This is a genomic window from Acinetobacter silvestris (genome assembly GCF_002135235.1).
Lineage (GTDB): Bacteria > Pseudomonadota > Gammaproteobacteria > Pseudomonadales > Moraxellaceae > Acinetobacter > Acinetobacter silvestris.
Map to the genome: position 1 here is coordinate 562,228 of NZ_NEGB01000001.1, position 18,884 is coordinate 581,111.

16 protein-coding genes are annotated in these 18,884 nt (G+C 40.0%); 5 read left to right on the top strand and 11 right to left on the bottom strand.

Annotation, left to right across the window (positions count from 1 at the left end; genetic code table 11):
* Positions 1-3: 3 nt before the first annotated feature.
* The 5 genes from B9T28_RS02695 to B9T28_RS02715 are packed head-to-tail and all read left to right on the top strand — an operon-like array spanning position 4 to position 3,357.
* Positions 4-369, top strand: coding sequence for a Na+/H+ antiporter subunit C (locus B9T28_RS02695; protein WP_086202402.1), 366 nt, complete (start codon positions 4-6; stop codon positions 367-369).
* A 2-nt stretch (positions 370-371) separates the two neighbouring features.
* Positions 372-2,177 carry a monovalent cation/H+ antiporter subunit D gene (locus tag B9T28_RS02700; RefSeq protein ID WP_086202403.1) on the top strand — a complete coding sequence of 602 codons (1,806 nt, stop codon included), beginning with the start codon at positions 372-374 and terminating at the stop codon, positions 2,175-2,177.
* Entirely contained in the window at positions 2,178-2,702 is a 525-nt protein-coding gene (locus B9T28_RS02705) for a Na+/H+ antiporter subunit E (RefSeq protein WP_086202404.1), read from the top strand.
* The gene (locus B9T28_RS02710) at positions 2,699-2,974 is read left to right on the top strand and encodes a monovalent cation/H+ antiporter subunit F (protein WP_086202405.1); all 276 of its coding nucleotides are present in this window, start codon (positions 2,699-2,701) and stop codon (positions 2,972-2,974) included. Before B9T28_RS02705 ends, B9T28_RS02710 begins: the two co-directional genes overlap by 4 nt.
* Positions 2,975-2,994: 20 nt before the next feature.
* A complete protein-coding gene (locus B9T28_RS02715; protein WP_086202564.1) occupies positions 2,995-3,357 on the top strand; it encodes a Na+/H+ antiporter subunit G in 363 nt (120 codons plus the stop codon).
* Positions 3,358-3,449: 92 nt separating this feature from the next.
* On the opposite strand, the gene B9T28_RS02720 is transcribed toward B9T28_RS02715, so the two are convergent.
* The 11 genes from B9T28_RS02720 to B9T28_RS02770 all read right to left on the bottom strand — a co-directional run bounded on the left by B9T28_RS02720 (position 3,450) and on the right by B9T28_RS02770 (position 18,753).
* A complete protein-coding gene (locus B9T28_RS02720) occupies positions 3,450-4,340 on the bottom strand; it encodes a metal-dependent hydrolase (protein WP_086202406.1) in 891 nt (296 codons plus the stop codon).
* A gap of 303 nt (positions 4,341-4,643) precedes the next feature.
* Positions 4,644-6,065, bottom strand: coding sequence for an FAD-dependent oxidoreductase (locus B9T28_RS02725; RefSeq protein WP_086202407.1), 1,422 nt, complete (start codon positions 6,063-6,065; stop codon positions 4,644-4,646).
* A 97-nt stretch (positions 6,066-6,162) separates the two neighbouring features.
* Positions 6,163-10,638 carry a glutamate synthase large subunit gene (gene gltB, locus B9T28_RS02730; RefSeq protein WP_086202565.1) on the bottom strand — a complete coding sequence of 1,492 codons (4,476 nt, stop codon included), beginning with the start codon at positions 10,636-10,638 and terminating at the stop codon, positions 6,163-6,165.
* Positions 10,639-11,045: 407 nt separating this feature from the next.
* Positions 11,046-11,909, bottom strand: a complete 864-nt coding sequence (locus B9T28_RS02735) for a hypothetical protein (RefSeq protein ID WP_086202408.1) — start codon at positions 11,907-11,909, stop codon at positions 11,046-11,048.
* 17 nt (positions 11,910-11,926) lie between these two features.
* Positions 11,927-13,006, bottom strand: a complete 1,080-nt coding sequence (gene aroB, locus B9T28_RS02740; protein WP_086202409.1) for a 3-dehydroquinate synthase — start codon at positions 13,004-13,006, stop codon at positions 11,927-11,929.
* 23 nt (positions 13,007-13,029) lie between these two features.
* Positions 13,030-13,575: a shikimate kinase AroK gene (aroK, locus tag B9T28_RS02745; RefSeq protein ID WP_086202410.1), complete on the bottom strand. Its 546-nt coding sequence runs from the start codon at positions 13,573-13,575 to the stop codon at positions 13,030-13,032.
* A 36-nt stretch (positions 13,576-13,611) separates the two neighbouring features.
* A complete protein-coding gene (locus B9T28_RS02750) occupies positions 13,612-15,750 on the bottom strand; it encodes a type IV pilus secretin PilQ (RefSeq protein WP_171263446.1) in 2,139 nt (712 codons plus the stop codon).
* 63 nt (positions 15,751-15,813) lie between these two features.
* Positions 15,814-16,341 (bottom strand): pilus assembly protein PilP, encoded by a 528-nt coding sequence (locus B9T28_RS02755; protein WP_086202412.1) that lies wholly within the window; start codon positions 16,339-16,341, stop codon positions 15,814-15,816.
* Positions 16,341-17,066, bottom strand: a complete 726-nt coding sequence (locus B9T28_RS02760; protein ID WP_086202413.1) for a type IV pilus inner membrane component PilO — start codon at positions 17,064-17,066, stop codon at positions 16,341-16,343. Before B9T28_RS02760 ends, B9T28_RS02755 begins: the two co-directional genes overlap by 1 nt.
* The gene (locus B9T28_RS02765) at positions 17,063-17,695 is read right to left on the bottom strand and encodes a PilN domain-containing protein (protein ID WP_086202414.1); all 633 of its coding nucleotides are present in this window, start codon (positions 17,693-17,695) and stop codon (positions 17,063-17,065) included. Before B9T28_RS02765 ends, B9T28_RS02760 begins: the two co-directional genes overlap by 4 nt.
* Positions 17,695-18,753: a pilus assembly protein PilM gene (locus tag B9T28_RS02770; protein WP_086202566.1), complete on the bottom strand. Its 1,059-nt coding sequence runs from the start codon at positions 18,751-18,753 to the stop codon at positions 17,695-17,697. Before B9T28_RS02770 ends, B9T28_RS02765 begins: the two co-directional genes overlap by 1 nt.
* Positions 18,754-18,884 lie beyond the last annotated feature (131 nt).

Genomic DNA, 18,884 nt, shown 5'->3' on the forward strand with positions numbered 1-18,884 from the left:
GTCATGATCAGCTTAGAATTTTTAATGGCTTCTGCAATTGGATTACTGATTGCAACAGGAATTTATTTAATCCTGCGTGCACGTACTTTTCCTGTGGTTCTAGGACTCGCAATGATTGGTTATGCCGTGAACTTATTTCTCTTCGCAATGGGGCGAATTCAAATGAGTGCACCAGCGATTTTAACCGAAGCCAATAATGTGACCGATCCATTACCGCAAGCTTTAGTTTTAACTGCAATTGTGATTGGTTTTGCAACCACTGCATTTATTGTGCAGCTGGCATTACGCAGTCGCTATGAATCTGGAAATGACCACGTCGACTCAAAAGAGGAACTAAGTACTTATGACCCACGTGAGGATGAGCCTTAATCATGAATTTATTTGACTTTTGGCTGGCTCATACGCCTATTTTAGGTATCCTCATTCCTGCATTTACAGCCTTTCTCTTAGTTTTATTGGGCAATCCAGGTTCAGGATCGCTCGCTCATGATTGGCGACAACCTTGGCGTCGTGGGATCAGTCTCATTTCAGTACTCCTTGGCTTAATCACCGCAATCACATATCTGATTCAAGCCAGTTCGGGACAAATATTTGTCTATCAACTGAGTGAGTGGTCTGCCCCATTCGGAATTGTTTTAGTGCTTGATCGTTTATCAGCACTGATGTTAGTGCTCACCTATGCACTTGCGGCACCTGTACTTTGGTTTGCCAGTAAAGAGTGGGATGAACGCGGTCGCTATTTTCATGCCATGTTTCATTTTTTACTGATGGGACTTTCTGGTGCATTTTTAACGGGTGACTTATTTAATTTATTTGTATTCTTTGAAATTCTGCTTATTGCCTCTTATGTCCTGCTCTTGCATGGACAAGGCAAAGCACGTTTTCAGTTGGGAATCCATTATGTAACTATTAACCTACTCGCTTCTGCACTATTTCTGATTGGTTTAGGAATGATTTATGGTAGTGTCGGTAGTTTAAATATGGCAGATGTCACACGCCTTATACCGACTTTAGCACAGGATCAACACAAATTAGCCGTGGCTGGTGGACTCCTCCTCTTTGTCGTCTTTGGAATTAAAGCGGCCATGCTCCCTGTGGGTTTTTGGCTACCCAAAACCTATGCCGTCGCAGCAACCCCTGTAGCTGCTATTTTTACGATTATGACCAAAGTCGGAATTTATGCGATTTTAAGAGTCAATGGCACCGTTTTTCAGGATGCGCTCAGCCAAAAAATTCTGATGACATGGCTGCTACCCATTGGGCTCCTCACCTCTTTATATGGTGTGATAGGCGCACTTGGGGCGGACCGTTTACGTAGATTTGTTGGCTTTATGATTTTGTCTTCTATTGGCACAATCTTAATTGCACTTTCCATGTCCAACACTATGGCATGGTCTGCAGCGCTGTATTATCTGGTTCACAGTACCCTTATTGCAGCAGCATTTTATTTACTCTGTGGGTGGATCACCTCACAGCGTGGCGAATTTAAAGATCATTTTAAAATTGCACCTAAAATGAAACAAGATAAAGCCATTGCTGCGACATTCTTTTTGATTGCCTTAATCATGGCTGGATTACCACCATTTAGTGGTTTCTTAGGCAAAATATTATTATTACAAGCGACTGCGGATGTAGCTTACCAAGGCTGGATTATTGCAACGGTTCTGATTGTAAGTTTACTGAGTATTATTGCCTTCACTCGTGTCGGTTTTATTCTATTTTGGCGTGCCACAGCCCCAGAAAATGATCAGAAAGAAATTGCTTACACTGCTTACCAAATATTACCGAATCAAGCACCTGCACGTAATGATAAAAGCATTTATCTACTCCTGACGGGTTTAATTGTATACGTGGTGGCTGCTGCACCAATTTTAAAATATATTGATCAAACTGCCTTACAAATTGGTGATGCCAAATTATATGAGCGCGCTATTTTAAAAACGGATGTAAACGGTGAAGTAATTAGCATACAGCCATTTGATCCTGATTATTTACCAGAAACTAAGTATTCGGGTGAAAATGAAGATCCTAATGCACACTATATTCCCTATGTTATTTCAGAAAAAACCTTAAAAGGTGAACATATTTCTGAGTACAAACAGCGACAAATTAAACAACAAGAAATTCATCAAAACCATGTGAATGGTGAAACTGAACTTAAACCAATGGAGCAATAAATGAAGCAGAATTCTTCTTTACTTGATCGTTGCTTACCCCATCCATTTGTTTCCGTCATGGTTGCAGTCACGTGGTTGATGCTCGGTCATAGCGCAGAACTCTTTGATTTTACTGTGGCCATTCTTCTTGGTTTAATTATTCCGAAACTCATCCAACCTTTTATTGTTCGGACACCCAATATTCACTGGAAGCATGCAGTCAAATTGTTCTTCGTGGTACTTTGGGACATTATTATTTCTAATATTCGGGTCGCCACACAGGTCTTGGGTCCTACTCAAAATTTACATCCCAAATGGTACCGTGTGCCCTTAGATACCGACCATGAGCATGTTAATACTTTACTGGCAATGATCATCACCACCACACCAGGTACAGTCAGTGCGGGTATCGATCAAGAACGCGGTGATATTTTAGTTCATGCTTTGCACTCAGATGATCCTGAAAACGAAATTCAAGACATTAAAGCCCGTTATGAAGCGCCACTCATGATGATCTTTAATGTACAGCAAGGAGAAAGTGCATGACCATTTTACCCTATGCCTTAGGGATTTGCGTAATAGCAGTGACGATCTCGATGTTACTGTGTTTATTTAGATTAGTGATTGGGCCCTCTATTGTAGATCGTCTTTTAGCCCTTGATACCTTGTTTTTAAATGCCACCTGCTTAATTGTTATTCTGGGTATTTATTGGTCAATCACCACGATGTTCGAAGGGGCTTTACTGGTTGCTATGCTTGGCTTTGTTTCAACCGCTGCTTTAGCACGATACTTCACCACTGGTCATGTGGTTGATTAGGAGCGAATATGGAAAATAATATGCAGCTTGTTATGGAAATTATCGTTTCTTTCTTCTTAATCATCGGTGGATTTTTCACTTTAGTGGGCGGAATCGGTATGGTTAAACTTCCCGATTTATTCATGCGTCTACATGCCCCAACGAAATCAAGTACCTTAGGTTTAGGCAGCTTTTTAATTGCAGCCATGATTTATGCGGCTTTTCATCATCGTTTTGGTTTCGCAGAACTACTGATTACCCTACTCGCATTTATTACTGCTCCAGTCTCTGCCAATTTAATTGCACAAGCAGCTATTCATTTACGCCTACGTTCTACCGGTGGAGATGTTCCTGAAGCTTTAGATCGACCATTGCCTTGGCAAAGACATCGTCGTATGAAATAGTTTAAAAATAAGAAACTCATTTTACTCAACAACGCATGAAATATAAAAACCCAATCACTTTTGATTGGGTTTTTAATTAATATTGAAATAAATTAACTATACAAAGGATGACGAATCTCTTCTTGGAAACTTTCCATAGCATACTCATCCGCCAAACGCTCTTTCCAATATTCCACAATTTTTGAATAATCAATTTCAGAGGGGTGAAAGTCCACTTTAAAATAAGAGATATATTCTGGAATTAGTGAAATCAGCATCTTCGAAATCATGTAGGTTCCATATAAATTCCCCGTGACCTTAGGCAAACTTTTACGCCAATCTTGCATCAATAAACGTGATGCAGAATAAAAGGTTAAACTGGCAAAACCTGTCGTGACATTGCGCATCACACTACGACGAACTTTATCATCTTTATACACCGCCTGATAAACATCAAAAGCAACTGCACGATGCTCAATTTCTTCAATCGCATGCCAAACCCAAAGCTTAATGGCATCATCATCCAGCGTACTCAATATTTCTGGATGGCGTAAAATATAACCCCCTAATAATGCAGTAAAATGCTCAAAAGCACAGGTGATCGCCAATTGAAGTTTGGGATGCACACTCTGAATAAACTTCTCACGACGTGCTAACCAATCTTGGAAATTATCCAAATTATAGTCATCACGACGCCAAGCATCATTAAAATCAGCATGGGCTTTTGAGTGCATTGCTTCTTGGCCAATAAAAGCGGCAATTTCTGCTTGTAACTTTTCATCTTTCACTTTATCGCGCACATTACGCACACTATGCACAAAGAACTGCTCACCAATTGGAAAAGTTGAAGATAATGCCGTTAACAAATGTGACATAATCGGCGAGTTCGCAAAAAAATGTCTGCGAATGGCTTTGGGATTAAAACTGGGTTTACGAACTTTAATACCCATAGCTTTTGGGCGATTTAAATATGATTTTTCTGTCGCCACTTGAATGAATGTCATAGGTTTCATCCTACTTCTAAATGAATCAAATCTATACTGACAGATACAACGCATTTGTATATTGCAAAAAAAATCGCCAAATGACAAAAATGCTCAGGCTGTCAAAACCATCAAAACACCACCTCATTTAAAATTATTTTTATCTATATTTTTTTGTTTAATATCATGCAATTAAATTAATTTATAAAAACACCCTATGTGAGATTTTTTGTCACATAAATCAATACTATTCCGATAAAACAAAGCCTGCATGTTTGCAGGCTTTGAAAGTAAGTCTTTAAATTTTTAACGTATCACTTTCTATTACACGTCAAGATAATCCAAAATCCCTGCTGCTGCTTCACGACCTTCCCAAATTGCAGTCACAACAAGGTCTGATCCGCGTACCATATCACCGCCTGCAAATATTTTTGGATTTGAGGTTTGAAATTTATAATCTTGTTTTTCAGCTGCAACTACTCGACCTGAACCATCAAGACCAATATTCACATCTGCAAACCAATCTGCTGGACTAGCACGGAAACCAAATGCTAAAAGTACTGCATCAGTAGCTAAAATTTCTTCTGAACCTGGCACAGGTTCTGGGCTACGGCGACCACGACTATCAGGATCACCCAATCGCGTAGTAACCACTTTCACACCTGTAACTTTGCCATTTTCACCAATAATCTCAACAGGCTGACGATTAAATTGAAAATCTACACCTTCTTCACGTGCATTTTTTACTTCACGACGTGAACCTGGCATATTTTCTTCATCTCGACGGTAGGCACAAGTTACTGCTTCTGCCCCTTGACGAATTGAAGTTCGGTTACAGTCCATCGCGGTATCACCACCACCCAGAACGATAACTTTTTTACCTTCAACGCTGATATATTCTGCAGCATCTTTTTCCCAACCTTGCGTACGGTTGACATTGGCAATCAGGAAATCCAGCGCATCATAAACACCATCCAGCTCTTCCCCTGCAAAACCGCCTTTCATATAGGTATAGGTTCCCATCCCCATGAACACAGCGTCGTAGTCAGTTAGAAGTTGCTCAATCGTAACATCTGTACCAATTTCAGTATTTAAACGGAATTCAACACCCATACCAGTGAAAATTTCACGGCGGCGTTTCATCACATCTTTTTCCATTTTAAATTCTGGAATACCGAATGTTAACAGACCACCAATTTCAGGACGTTTGTCAAATACAACGGGTTTAACCCCATTACGGACTAAAATATCCGCACAACCCAATCCTGCTGGCCCTGCACCAATAATAGCAACTTTTTTATCTGTCCATTTTACATTGGACATATCTGGACGCCAGCCCAAAGCAAAGGCAGTATCGTTAATATATTTTTCTGCATTACCAATGGTCACTGCACCAAAACCGTCATTTAAGGTACACGCACCTTCGCATAAACGATCTTGCGGACAAACACGACCACACACTTCTGGCAATGTATTGGTTTGGTGACAGAGTTCAGCCGCTTGGAAGATACGACCTTCTGCTATTAACTTTAACCAGTTTGGAATGTAGTTATGTACTGGACATTTCCATTCACAGTAAGGGTTACCACAACCTAAACAGCGATGCGTTTGATTCGCTGCAATTTCTGCCGTAAAAGGTTTATAAATTTCCACAAACTCTGCTTTGCGGACAGTGAGATCTTTTTTCTCTGGGTCTTGGCGTGCGACATCCAAAAATTGAAAGTCATTGTTTAGGCGTTCTGCCATGTCTCTCTCCGTGGGTCAGTGGGGATTATCTTTTGCATATACATTCTGTGTATAAATCAAAAGTTATCCACACCTGCCTAAAATTTGCGTCGTGGAATTATTGTGGATCTGCTTGAGTTGTTTTCAAAAGCGTCTGCAAATTCGCAGCTTTTGGTTTTACCAACCAGAATTTACGGCTGTAATAATCAAACTCATTGCGGATCTTATACGCCCAAGCACTACCAGTTTCTTGAATATGTTCATCTAAGATACGAAGTAAGAAGGTTTGATGTTCTTCCATCGCCTCGGTCGAAATACGGTTTAACTCAATTAATTCATGGTTGTAGTGATCGACAAAGTCATTTTCTAGGTCAAGCACATAGGCAAAACCACCGGTCATTCCTGCACCAAAGTTGTGTCCAACTTTACCTAAGACCGTCACAATACCACCGGTCATATATTCACAACAGTGGTCACCCGCACCTTCAATCACGGCGAAAGCACCTGAGTTACGCACCGCAAAACGCTCACCCGCAGTTCCTGCAGCGAACACTTTACCGCCCGTTGCACCATATAAACAAGTGTTACCAATAATGGCTGTATTTTGGGTTTGGAACGGTGAACCTTTTGGTGGGAAAATAGAAAGCCGTCCACCCGCCATGCCTTTACCGACATAATCATTAGCATCACCTTCAAGTTTAATATGTAAACCACCCGCGTTCCAAACACCCAATGACTGACCAGCAGTACCTGTTAAGTTCATCACAACTGGATGAGCTTCCATACTGAGGTTGCCATAGCGTTTCGCAATTTCACCTGAAATACGTGCACCAATGGAGCGGTCACAGTTGCCTACTTTAAAGTGATATTCACCACCAGTACCCGCTTCAATCGCTGGTAACATTTGGCTGACCATTTTTTCAGCCAGTATGCCTTTATCAAATGGTGCATTGCCTTGAACTTGGCAATACTGCGCCTTACCTTCCGCAGAAGGATGTGAAGTTAATAAAGCACTTAAATCTAAATGTGCATGTTTATCTGTTTCACCTGGTAAAACTTCTAGTAAATCGGTACGACCGATCAAATCTTTCAATGATGCAATGCCTAAAGCCGCTAACCATTCACGGGTTTCTTCTGCAATAAAGTGGAAGAAATTAATCAGCATTTCTGGCTCGCCAATATAATGCTCTTGACGTAAATGGTCTTGTTGCGTTGCAACACCGGTTGCACAGTTATTTAAGTGGCAAATACGTAGGTATTTACAACCCAATGCGATCATCGGAGTAGAACCAAAACCGAAGCTTTCTGCCCCTAGAATTGCTGCTTTCACCACATCAAGACCGGTTTTTAAACCACCGTCGGTTTGAACACGAACTTTGCCACGTAAGTCATTCACGCGAAGGGCTTGATGCGCTTCAGCAAGACCGAGTTCCCAAGGTGAACCTGCGTGATGGATTGAAGACAATGGCGATGCCGCCGTACCGCCGTCATAACCAGAAATGGTAATGAAATCGGCATACGCTTTTGCTACACCCGCGGCAATGGTTCCAACACCCGGCTCTGATACCAGTTTCACCGAAACCATCGCTTGAGGATTGACTTGTTTTAAGTCAAAAATCAATTGTGATAAATCTTCAATAGAATAAATATCATGATGTGGTGGTGGTGAAATCAGCGTCACACCTGGTACTGAATAACGCAAACGTGCAATTAAGCCATTCACTTTACCACCCGGTAACTGACCGCCCTCACCTGGTTTTGCACCTTGCGCAACTTTAATCTGTAAAACTTCAGCCGACATTAAATAGGCTGGTGTTACCCCAAAACGACCTGAAGCAATTTGTTTGATTTTTGAGTTACGAATGGTGCCATAACGCGCTGGATCTTCACCGCCCTCACCGGAGTTTGAACGACCACCAATGGTGTTCATAGCGATTGCAATCGCCTCATGTGCCTCTGGAGAAAGCGCACCTAAAGACATGCCCGCTGAGTCAAAACGTGGCAGAATTTCTTCAACTGATTCAACTGCTTCGATTGGTGTTGGATGATCGGTTTTTAATTTGAATAAATCACGGATCGTTGCAATAGGGCGATTATTAACCAATTCAGCGTATTCTTTAAAGTCAGCATAATTACCCGAACGTACCGCTTTGTGCAGTGCATTAATCACATCTGGGTTAAATGCATGATATTCCTTATCGAATACAAATTTCAGTAAACCACCTTGATCAATCGGTTTACGTGCTTTCCATGCATTTTCAGCCAATTTTTTCAAATCATTTTCAAGGTCAACAAAAGTTGCACCTTGAATACGACTTGGCACACCTAAGAAACATTGATTTACCACTTCATTGGATAAACCCACTGCTTCAAACAACTGGCCACCACGATAAGAAGCAACCGTTGAAATGCCCATTTTAGACAGAACTTTGAGTAAGCCTTTTTCAATGCCTTTACGGAAGTTGGCTTGGGCATGAATTGGATCACCCAACAATTCACCCTTCGCAATCAAATCATTGATCACATCATAAGCAAGGTATGGATAAATGGCTGTAGCACCAAAACCTAAAATTACGGCAAACTGATGTGCATCACGTGCTAGACCTGTTTCGACAATAATATTGGCATCGGTACGTAAACCCACTTGGATTAAATAATGGTGAATTGCACCGGTTGCCATCAATGCATTGGCTGGTAAATAGCCTTGGCGAATTTTCTTATCTGAAAGCACCAATAACGTTTTACCATCGCGAATCGCTTGCGCAGCTTCTTCACAAATACGCGTAATCGCCGCTTGTAAACCTTCAGTTTCGACGTAGTTTAAATCGATATCGGCAATTTCATAACCTTTACGACCCAAAGTACGGATTTGATGCATTTTAGAATTTGACAATACTGGACTTGAAATAATCAAACGATCAGCATGTTCTGCACTTTGTTCAAAGACATTTTGTTCACGTCCCAAACAGGTTTCCAAAGACATCACAATCGATTCACGTAATGGATCAATCGGTGGATTAGTCACTTGAGCAAACTGTTGACGGAAGAAATCGGATACATGACGAACTTGGCGAGATAATACTGCCATCGGCGTATCATCACCCATCGAACCAACGGCTTCCTGACCGCTTTCTGCAATTGGACGCAGCAACTGATCACGCTCTTCAAAGGTCACCAAGAACATTTTCTGTGCTGCTTTGAGGTCATCACCTTTTAAGCCTTGGTCACATAAATATTCTTCAAGTTCTGGGCTACCTTGTACGCGAATTGAATTTTCACGTAACCATTCACGGTAAGGACGCATTTTTTTCAAATGGTTACTAACATCTTTAGTATCGAGCAACTTACCCGTTAAGGTATCAATCACCAAAATTTGACCTGGACCGACACGGCCTTTAGAAATCACATCTTCAGGTTCATAGCCCCACACACCAATTTCAGAAGCCAGTGTAATGTAGCCATTTTTAGTAATCACCCAACGGGCTGGACGTAAGCCATTACGATCCAACATACAAATGGCATGACGACCATCTTGGATCACTAAGCCCGCAGGACCATCCCATGCTTCCATATGTTTTGAGTTAAATTCATAGAATGCACGTAAATCAGCATCTATCGTTTCAACGTTTTGCCAAGCAGGCGGAACCAACATCCGCAACGCACGGAAGAGATCCATACCCCCACCGACCAAGATTTCAAGCATATTATCTAAACTTGAAGAATCTGAACCGGTGCGGTTCACAATTGGTTTTAAATCGGCTAAGCCAGGCAAGAGTGGATTTTCGAATTTTGGTGCACGTGCCATAGCCCAGTTACGATTCGCAGTAATGGTATTAATCTCACCATTATGTGCAAGATAACGGAAGGGTTGCGCCAAAGGCCAACGTGGTAAAGTATTGGTTGAAAAGCGCTGATGGAAGACCACAATATGTGACTCTAAACGTGGATCAGCAAGATCGGTGTAGAAGTCTGCAATCGCCTCAGGCATCATCAAGCCTTTATAGGTAATCACAGTAGAACACAGCGTGGTTACGTAAAAAGATGAGTCATTGATTAAAAGCTGCTCAGCACGACGACGTGCTAAAAATAACTTACGATTAAATTCAACTTCTGTGACACCCATTGGGCAATTTACAATGACTTGTTCAAAAGCTGGCATAGATTGCAGTGCAATCTCACCTAAGGCTTCAACATTGGTTGGAACCACACGCCAAGCGAGAACTTTTAAACCGTCCGCTTCAATTTCTTTCGTTAAAATTTGTTTTGCATGCGCAGCAATGGCAGGGTCTAAGTTTAAAAATACTGTACCTACTGCAAAAATTTCGCTCAATGTAATGTCACTGAGTTTCTTCGCTTCTTCACGGAAGAATTTTTTTGGCATTGCTAAAAGTAAGCCACAGCCATCTCCAGTCTTACCATCTGCCGCAATACCACCACGGTGTGTCATGCAACTTAAACTGTGCATGGCCGTCTTGACTAAGTCATGACTGGCATCACCCTGCATATGGGCAATTAAACCGAAACCACAGTTATCTTTAAACTCATCAGGTTGATATAAACCTTGAGTGGGAGCTACAGTATTAGGCGATGGCATGTGCATAGCGTACCCTTCTTTCTACAAAGGCCCTTATGGGCAAAATACATTCGAAATCTAAATTACAACTTAATAAGATCCTCAGACAATCGCTTTAGAATTATTAAGCTCTAGCGCTCAATCTAATTGCAAAAAGCATTTGGATATTTCGCACTTATTTAAAGCAAATTGATTCATTAAAATCGCACCAATTAAATCCGCCGCTCCAAAATAGGACAACACATTCAATTAGCACATGATTAAAGCAAAAAATATGCCATCTTTTATTTTTATCACCAAATGATTCAAATATAGTTATTTCGATCGTTCAACAAAATTTAATCAAAACTTCACAACCGATTAATCGCACCATTATTGTGCGATATTTTATTTTTATAACCTAAATCGCTCTATTTTAGAACCATTATTTAGTTAAATGGATCACTTATTTCACGCTGTGGAGATTTCTTTTCAGGACTTGCATTATTTTCTTTCACTTTATCAGGTACGCTCAGTGTTGAGTGTGATTTTTGTACATCAACCACATTACCTTGCTGATCTTTACGTGTAATTGTAGTGTTCGTCGTCGCATTTATTGCATGATTATTTGTTGCTGTTTTAGCAGTAGGTTTGGCCTGAGCAATTGGCATTTCATCAATAATCGGTAATGCAGCAGCTTTCAACTTTACCTCATAAAGCTTATTACTGCCTTGCAATTCCTCCGAACCCAAATCATTAATCGAATCACTATATTGACCAAATTGTATCGCTTTCGGTTGAATAGATGCTGGCAGTATAATTTTGAACTGGGTTAATTGTGCTTTCGCAACATCTTCATTTTTAAAAACACCGTACACAACCACATACTGTTCAGATTTATTCTCGCCACTTAAACGAAAATAAATCAAATTTTTTTGATCTGGCTGCTTCAATAAAAATGCTTTAATCACATCTTCTTTATTGGCTCGGAACAATTCAAGTGTCCAATTTTTCTGATTTTCTTGAATAAACTTCGTGCCTCGAAATTCAGCTTCGTGGTTTCCGGAAGTAACCACTCGCGTGGTTAACTCTAAAGGACGAACCTCATCCATCAAACTACCTAAATGTATAGTTGCTGCCACTTTTTCAGGTTGAATCTGTACTTGATTTTCTTCAATCGGATTTTCAACACTCACCAAATCTTTCGTATCAGTTATTGCCCAAAAAATTAAGGCAATAAATAGGCATAGCAGACCACCAATCAACCAAATATATTGTCGAATTTTTTGCCAATTTACTTGAGTTGCTGTCATACCTATACCCATTTCAATTAATTTTGATTCGCAAGAATCGTCTGCGTCATCAATTCCACATCAAAGTCTTTAGTAAGAATGGCCTGACCTAACTGCTTCATCAATACCAAGCGTAATTGACCATTCAGTACTTTTTTATCATGCGACATGTATGCCAAAAATTCTTCCAACGGAATTTTTGGACATGCTACAGGCAAATTTGCTCGTTGAATAATTTTTTTTGTACGCTCCAAATCTGCTGCACTAATCCACCCCATACGTTGCGATAAATCTGCGGCCATCACCATACCTGTTGCAACGGCTTCACCGTGTAGCCACACGCCATATCCCATATAGGATTCAATGGCATGGCCAAAGGTATGGCCTAAATTCAGTAAGGCACGCTCGCCTTGCTCTTTTTCATCATTCGCTACAATACGCGCTTTATGCGCACAAGAACGATAGACAGCCTCAGCCAATAATGCTGAATCACCGGCAACCAGACCCTCCATATGTTCTTCTAGCCAAACCAAAAACTCTATGTCAGCCAATAGCGCATATTTAATTACCTCAGCTAGACCTGCAGAAAGTTCACGAGCTGGCAGGCTTTTTAATTGTGCCATATCCGCTAAAACCACTTGAGGTTGCTGGAATGCACCAATCATATTTTTACCCAACGGATGATTAATTCCCGTTTTTCCACCAACACTGGAGTCTACTTGAGATAACAGTGTAGTCGGTACCTGAATAAAATAGACCCCACGTTGAAAACATGCTGCTGCGAAACCAGCCATATCACCAATCACGCCACCACCGAGTGCTAAAACGGTACAATCTCGGTTAAAGCCTGCTTCAAGTAATGCATCAAAAATTAAAGTTAAATGCTCAATATTTTTATATTGTTCACCATCTGGTAAAACGCATACTGCAACTTTTTTACCGAGCTTTTCAAGCGCAGCAACATAATGATCTAAATACAAAGGTTGAACTGTTGTATTGGTTACAATCATCACTTGTTGACCATGAATATAAGGTTCGAGTAATTGTTGTGGATTTAAATGACTACCAATAAAAATTGGATAACGGCGATCACCCAGTTCAACATATAATGTTTGCATTTGATTAACTATCCATAAAACCTTTATTCAACATCACGTTTTGACACGATAAGTTGTAAAATATGTTGTGCTAAATCCCGTGCAGCACCTTGATTTGTTTCAATCACATAATGTGCAACTTCACGATAAAAAGGATCTCTCACTTGCAATAAGTCTCTCAACTTTTGCTCTGGATTTGCAACTTGCAATAGTGGACGATTCTTATCACGATAGGTACGTTGCAATTGAATTTCGACAGGGGTATACAAATAAACAACGATACCACGTTGTTTTAAATATTCTCGATTTAAAGCTTGGGTAACAGCACCACCACCCGTGGCGATGACTAAATTTTTTTTTGTTGTTAATTCATTGATAACCATAGATTCACGACTGCGAAAACCTTGCTCACCTTCCTTCTCAAATATCCAAGGAATCGTGGCCCCAGTTTTTCGCTCAATCTCATGATCGCTGTCTAAAAATTCACGCCCCAAAAGATCAGCAAGATGCCGACCAACAGTAGTTTTCCCCGCTCCCATGGGCCCTACCAAATATATATTTGGTAGGGTATTAAACTCTTTGCTTGGCAAGGAGTCACCTATTGAATTGCTTTCATTGCACCTATATTAATGATTTCTCGATTGTGTGTCATTAACAATTCTAGGTGTAACAAAGATTAATAGTTCACGCTTGTTTTCCAATTTAGTATCTTTGCGGAATAAACGCCCTAAGTAAGGAAGATCGCCAAAGAATGGCACTTTAGTCTGTTTATTTGCAGTTTCCTGCTCAAAAATTCCGCCAAGTACTACAGTTTCTCCATTATCAACCAATACATTGGTATTAATTTCATTTTTATTTAAAATGATTTCACCATTTGGTGCAACTCCACCACGGGAGTCGCTGGTAATATTTAACTGCATTTGTACTTTGCCATCTGGCGTAATACTTGGTGTCACATCCAAACTCAATAATGCTTGTTTAAATGAAGTCGTTGCTGTTGAGCCTGCAGCAGAATTGGTCGTACTCTGGTAAGGAATTTCTTGACCTGATGCCACTTTTGCTTGCTGTTTATCCGCCGTCATCACTTTTGGTGTCGAAATCACTTCACCATAGCCATCGGCTTGTAATGCTGAAAGTTCTAAATCCAGCATGAAATCAGAAAGACTAATAAGACCAAAGGCAATTTTACTTGCACCTGCACCTGTCACGCCTAAATCTACATTCAGATTATCTGGACGATTAATAGTATATTTACCTTTATCATCAGGTTCTCTTAAATCCCATAAAGTGGTCTCACTACCACCGACTAACAAATCATTATTACGAGTAATTCCTTGCGATAAAATACCCCACTTCACCCCCATCTCTTTGGTAAAGTCCGTGGTTGCACGAACAATTCGAGCTTCAATCATCACTTGTTTAACAGACACATCTAATAAATCAATCATCTTACGAATTTGATCAATTTTTTGGGCTGTATCATTAATAATCAAAGTATTGGTTCGTGGATCAACTGAAATCGTGCCTCGAGGACTCAACAAACTTCCAACACTATCGCCTAATGGATCTGATGAGTTACTACTACTAGCACTTGATGATGAACTACCCGAATTTCTTCCCTGAGTAATTAATTTCTCAATATCAATAGCTTTGGCATAATTCAGTTGAATATATTCCGTTTGTAGCGGTGCGAGCTTAACGCTTTGTGCAATGGCTTTAGCTGCGTCTTCTTCTGATTTAATCAATTCAGAAACCGGTGCAATCCAAATCACACTCCCATTACGACGTTTATCTAGGTTTTTGGTTTTTAATATAATATCTAAAGCTTGATCCCAAGGCACATCTTTCAAGCGCAATGTAATATTGCCTTGTACAGTGTCTGCAGCAACCATATTAATACCGGTAAAATCAGCCAGTAATTGCAACACGCGGCGCACTTCAATATCTTGGAAATCTAATGAGATTTTTTTACCGACATACGCATTTGCAGACAGTGGATTTTTTAAACCTTTTTTCTCTTCTGGCTTTTTCAAACTTACAGTCAATTTATTTTCAGCCTGATACGCCATATATTCATAACTACCAGCCGACTGAATGGTAATAACACCATTCTGGCCATCATTATATGCATCAACACTTGCAACAGGCGTCGCAAAATCATTGACATTTAAACGGCGTGCTAGATGTGCCGGAATCTTGGTTCCCAACATACGAATAACAACTTTACTGCCTTGCTGTTGTACATCGACAGGGGTATTGGTTCCAAGTAAATCTACAATGATTTGCCCTTCACCGGCTTTGCCACGTTGAAAGCCAATATTCGAAACTCCTTGGCTCTGCTGATTTACCGCAGGAGCCAAATGAGGTAATGCGCTCGCTTGACTCGCATTGTTTATTTTCAAAATAAACGTGTTTCCTTCAACACGTGTTGTAAAAGCACCACTATTCTTTAAATTGACTGTTAATCGTGCACGTTGATCATCTGAAGCAACATCTATACTGGATGCTTCTTCACTTGCAACTGGAATGATTTTTTGACTTAAAGACTGGCTTGCCTTATCAAAATCCAGAATTAAACGTGCCGGATTGTCGAGTTGATAGGCCTGTGGCTGCGGAGGTAAACCATTAAACATGACCCGAACTTCTGTTCCTTGCCCAGGGATTTGCATAGGAACGACATTGGTCATTTGTGTCTGAGCCGCTGTAACTTGCATTATTGCAATAGATACTGCTGCCATCGAAAATTGACGCATATTGGTATTCATAAACTTGCCATCCCCACCAAAGATATTTTTCAAACTATTTTTCATTGTTATTCCTTAATTTAATCAGTCCACTGGCCCAATAAGAATTAAACTTCTCGGTCTCTCGATATAACCATCTCGACCATCAGGCACAATTTCAATTAGATCAATTTGAGTCGGTGTAATATTAACAATCCGTCCTTGGTTTATCCCCAAATAACTACCACGTTGTACCCGCTCTATTTCACCATCAGGCGTGAGGATCAATGCCATAATTTGTCCAGCACCGTCTTTTATACTGCCTTTAAAAGTTAAAGTTTCTAATGCATAACTTTCTAAAGGTTGCGCTTGTCTAGAAAAATTAGGATAGACCCGTTTTCCAGACATAATTTTTAACTCTTGTGCAATAGAGCCGGGTAAAAATGGACTACGCAGTTGTTGTGCCGAATAATTAAAATTGGGCACTGGGGGAAACACTGGTGCTGGCTCAATAGGTAATGGTGGCTGATTTCGGATATTTGCCATTTCTTGATTCACAGCATCAATCCGTGAATCACATCCGATTAATACAAACCCCAGAGCAATTACACTCGCAATTTTTAATCCTTTCATTATTTGTGCCCCCCTGACTGACTCGCAGCGGCTTGTGCATCTGGGTTATTCGTTTCATCAGCCCCAATATAACGATAAGTTTTCGCATTTAACTTATAGTCAATCACAGGAATATCTGTTTTTTTATCTTTATTAACCGTTCCGATGATGTCAAAATCATGGAGCGTTACAATACGCGGTAAAGCAGCAATATTACTGACGAATATACCAAAAGAATGATAATCACCCGTTGCTTCAATTGAGATCGGTTGCTCTACAAAAAACTCTTGTTTCACTTCTTCTTCTAAACGAATATTTTTGAACTTTAAACCTGAACTCACACCTGTAACGTTAATATCTTCAACCAAACTTGGAATTTCAGTTTCTTTTGGCAATTGCTCTAATTGCTGCGTGAAATTTGCTTCCATTTGCTGTAGTTGCGCTTGATATTGCTGTAGGTTACGTAGTTTTGAGTCTTTTTCTTTAAACTCATTTAATAAGTTCTGTTCCTGTGCTTGTGCCGAATCAATACTATCTAGCTTAGGTTTTATCGCTAAAAAATAACCAATTGCGCATACGACAAAGAATGCAAATAACCAACAGGTAATTTTGACCGAAACCGGCCAACTACCAAAATTGTTCATATCCAAGGTATTAAACTGTTGGAAAAACTTTTCAACGGTCATTTTAGGTTTCTTTGCAGCGACTTGTTCTGAATCAAGTTGATCTAATTCTTCACGGCTCATTTTGCAACCTCCGTCTTCGTTTTAGGCGCACTATCATCTGCTGCAGGTATTGCAACTTCACCAAGATCTACACTGACGACAAAGCTTCCATAGGTTTCTTCAACTCTTGGAACAACCGAGCTATTGCCTTTATTTTTATTTTCTTCTGCAGCAATGAAAGAATTCATAAATGCATTTCTATACCATTCAGAAGCTTCTAAACCTCTCAATAGCTCAGCAACGGTATTTGGGCTTTCTGCTTTACCTTCAATCGTAAACTTATTGCCCACACGACTAAACTTAGTGATGTACATTGTTGTTGGCACAACACGCACCAATTCATCCACTAAACGGACGGTTACAGGTCGTTGACCTTGTAAGCCTTGAATTAATTTCATTCTTTCAATGACTGCATTTCTGCGTTCTTGCAAGCCATCTAAAGTTTTTAATTGCACATCTAAGTTTTGATTCGTACTCACAATTAATTGATTGGCCTGTTCTTGATCTTCTAATTGATGATCATAATAAAACCAAGCCAACACAACAGCGACTAAGCCCAATAATGCCACTGCAATACACATTGCAATAAACTGTTTCTTTTTCTGTTCTCTTAGCTCATCACGCCAAGGGAGTAAGTTAATCTTTGCCATTAATCAAAACTCCTTAACGCTAAGCCACACGCAACCATTAAAGATGGTGCATCATTTTCAATCTTCTTCAGATCAATTTGCAGTGAAAAACCCATTTGTAAAAATGGATTAGCAACAGTTACTCGATAACCTAATTTTTGTTGTAATAATTTAGCTAGACCTGGAATGTTGGCGTTACCACCCGCAAGTAAAATATGATCTACTTCATTAAACTGGGAGGAAGAAAAGAAAAATTGTAACGATCGAGCGGCTTGTTGAACGACAGCTTCTAAGAAGGGCATTAATACTTCTGTTTCAAAATCATCGGGTAATGTACGATCTTTTTTAGCTCGGCCAGCTTCGTCATAGGATAAACCATAACGATTTTGTACATCTTGGGTGAGTTGTTTTCCACCAAAAACCTGTTCCCGCGTATAGATAATTTTACCCTTCTGCATCACAGACAAGGTCGTCATCGTATGACCGATATCCAGAATACCAACTAAATTTACACCAATAGGTAAGGTATCTGAAAAAACTTCAAATGCACGCTCTAAAGCATAACTTTCAACATCAGCAACTTTTGGTGTTAAGCCTGCAATCTCTAAGACTTCTACTCTAGAATCAACATTTTCTGTTTTAGTCGCAACCAAAAGCACATTGACTCGATTTGAGTTTGCCAATCGATCTGGCAAAACCTCAAAATCAAGACTCACTTCATCCAAAGGAAAAGGAATGTACTGTTCTGCATCCATACGAATTTGAACTTCACGTTCTTCATCGCTCATATCAGCATCCATCTCGATCACTTTATGAATGACCATCGATGTTGGTACCGCCAAAGCAACATTCTGCGATTGAGGATTAGCAAGATTGAGCGCGCGCTCTAAAGCATCCGCAACGGGTTCAGGATTCAAAATGTTTTTTTCGACTACACTTCCTTCTAGTAATGGGCTCAAGCCATAACTTTCCACCCAATAGCGACCGTTTTTAACAGAGAGTTCTAACAACTTTACAGAAGTAGAACTAATATCTACTCCTATCAACCCCTTATTTGGCTTACGATATAGTCTAAGCACCATACAATTCCTATTATTTTTTTATCCCCAATAACAATACAAACTAAATAGGATAAGTCTTAATTTTTTCACAGATACAATATCCCATCTAACAATCCGTCAAATGAAAAGCTATACTGACCATTAATTAG

Excerpts from the sequence above, each read along its gene's own strand:
- B9T28_RS02725 (WP_086202407.1), bottom strand. The coding sequence starts at position 6,065 with ATGGCAGAACGCCTAAACAATGACTTTCAATTTTTGGATGTCGCACGC.
- gltB (WP_086202565.1), bottom strand. The coding sequence starts at position 10,638 with ATGCCATCGCCTAATACTGTAGCTCCCACTCAAGGTTTATATCAACCT.
- B9T28_RS02735 (WP_086202408.1), bottom strand. The coding sequence starts at position 11,909 with ATGACAGCAACTCAAGTAAATTGGCAAAAAATTCGACAATATATTTGG.
- B9T28_RS02700 (WP_086202403.1), top strand. The coding sequence starts at position 372 with ATGAATTTATTTGACTTTTGGCTGGCTCATACGCCTATTTTAGGTATC.
- B9T28_RS02705 (WP_086202404.1), top strand. The coding sequence starts at position 2,178 with ATGAAGCAGAATTCTTCTTTACTTGATCGTTGCTTACCCCATCCATTT.
- B9T28_RS02715 (WP_086202564.1), top strand. The coding sequence starts at position 2,995 with ATGCAGCTTGTTATGGAAATTATCGTTTCTTTCTTCTTAATCATCGGT.
- B9T28_RS02720 (WP_086202406.1), bottom strand. The coding sequence starts at position 4,340 with ATGACATTCATTCAAGTGGCGACAGAAAAATCATATTTAAATCGCCCA.
- B9T28_RS02765 (WP_086202414.1), bottom strand. The coding sequence starts at position 17,695 with ATGGCAAAGATTAACTTACTCCCTTGGCGTGATGAGCTAAGAGAACAG.
- B9T28_RS02755 (WP_086202412.1), bottom strand. The coding sequence starts at position 16,341 with ATGAAAGGATTAAAAATTGCGAGTGTAATTGCTCTGGGGTTTGTATTA.
- B9T28_RS02760 (WP_086202413.1), bottom strand. The coding sequence starts at position 17,066 with ATGAGCCGTGAAGAATTAGATCAACTTGATTCAGAACAAGTCGCTGCA.
- aroB (WP_086202409.1), bottom strand. The coding sequence starts at position 13,006 with ATGCAAACATTATATGTTGAACTGGGTGATCGCCGTTATCCAATTTTT.
- B9T28_RS02710 (WP_086202405.1), top strand. The coding sequence starts at position 2,699 with ATGACCATTTTACCCTATGCCTTAGGGATTTGCGTAATAGCAGTGACG.
- B9T28_RS02695 (WP_086202402.1), top strand. The coding sequence starts at position 4 with ATGATCAGCTTAGAATTTTTAATGGCTTCTGCAATTGGATTACTGATT.
- B9T28_RS02750 (WP_171263446.1), bottom strand. The coding sequence starts at position 15,750 with ATGAATACCAATATGCGTCAATTTTCGATGGCAGCAGTATCTATTGCA.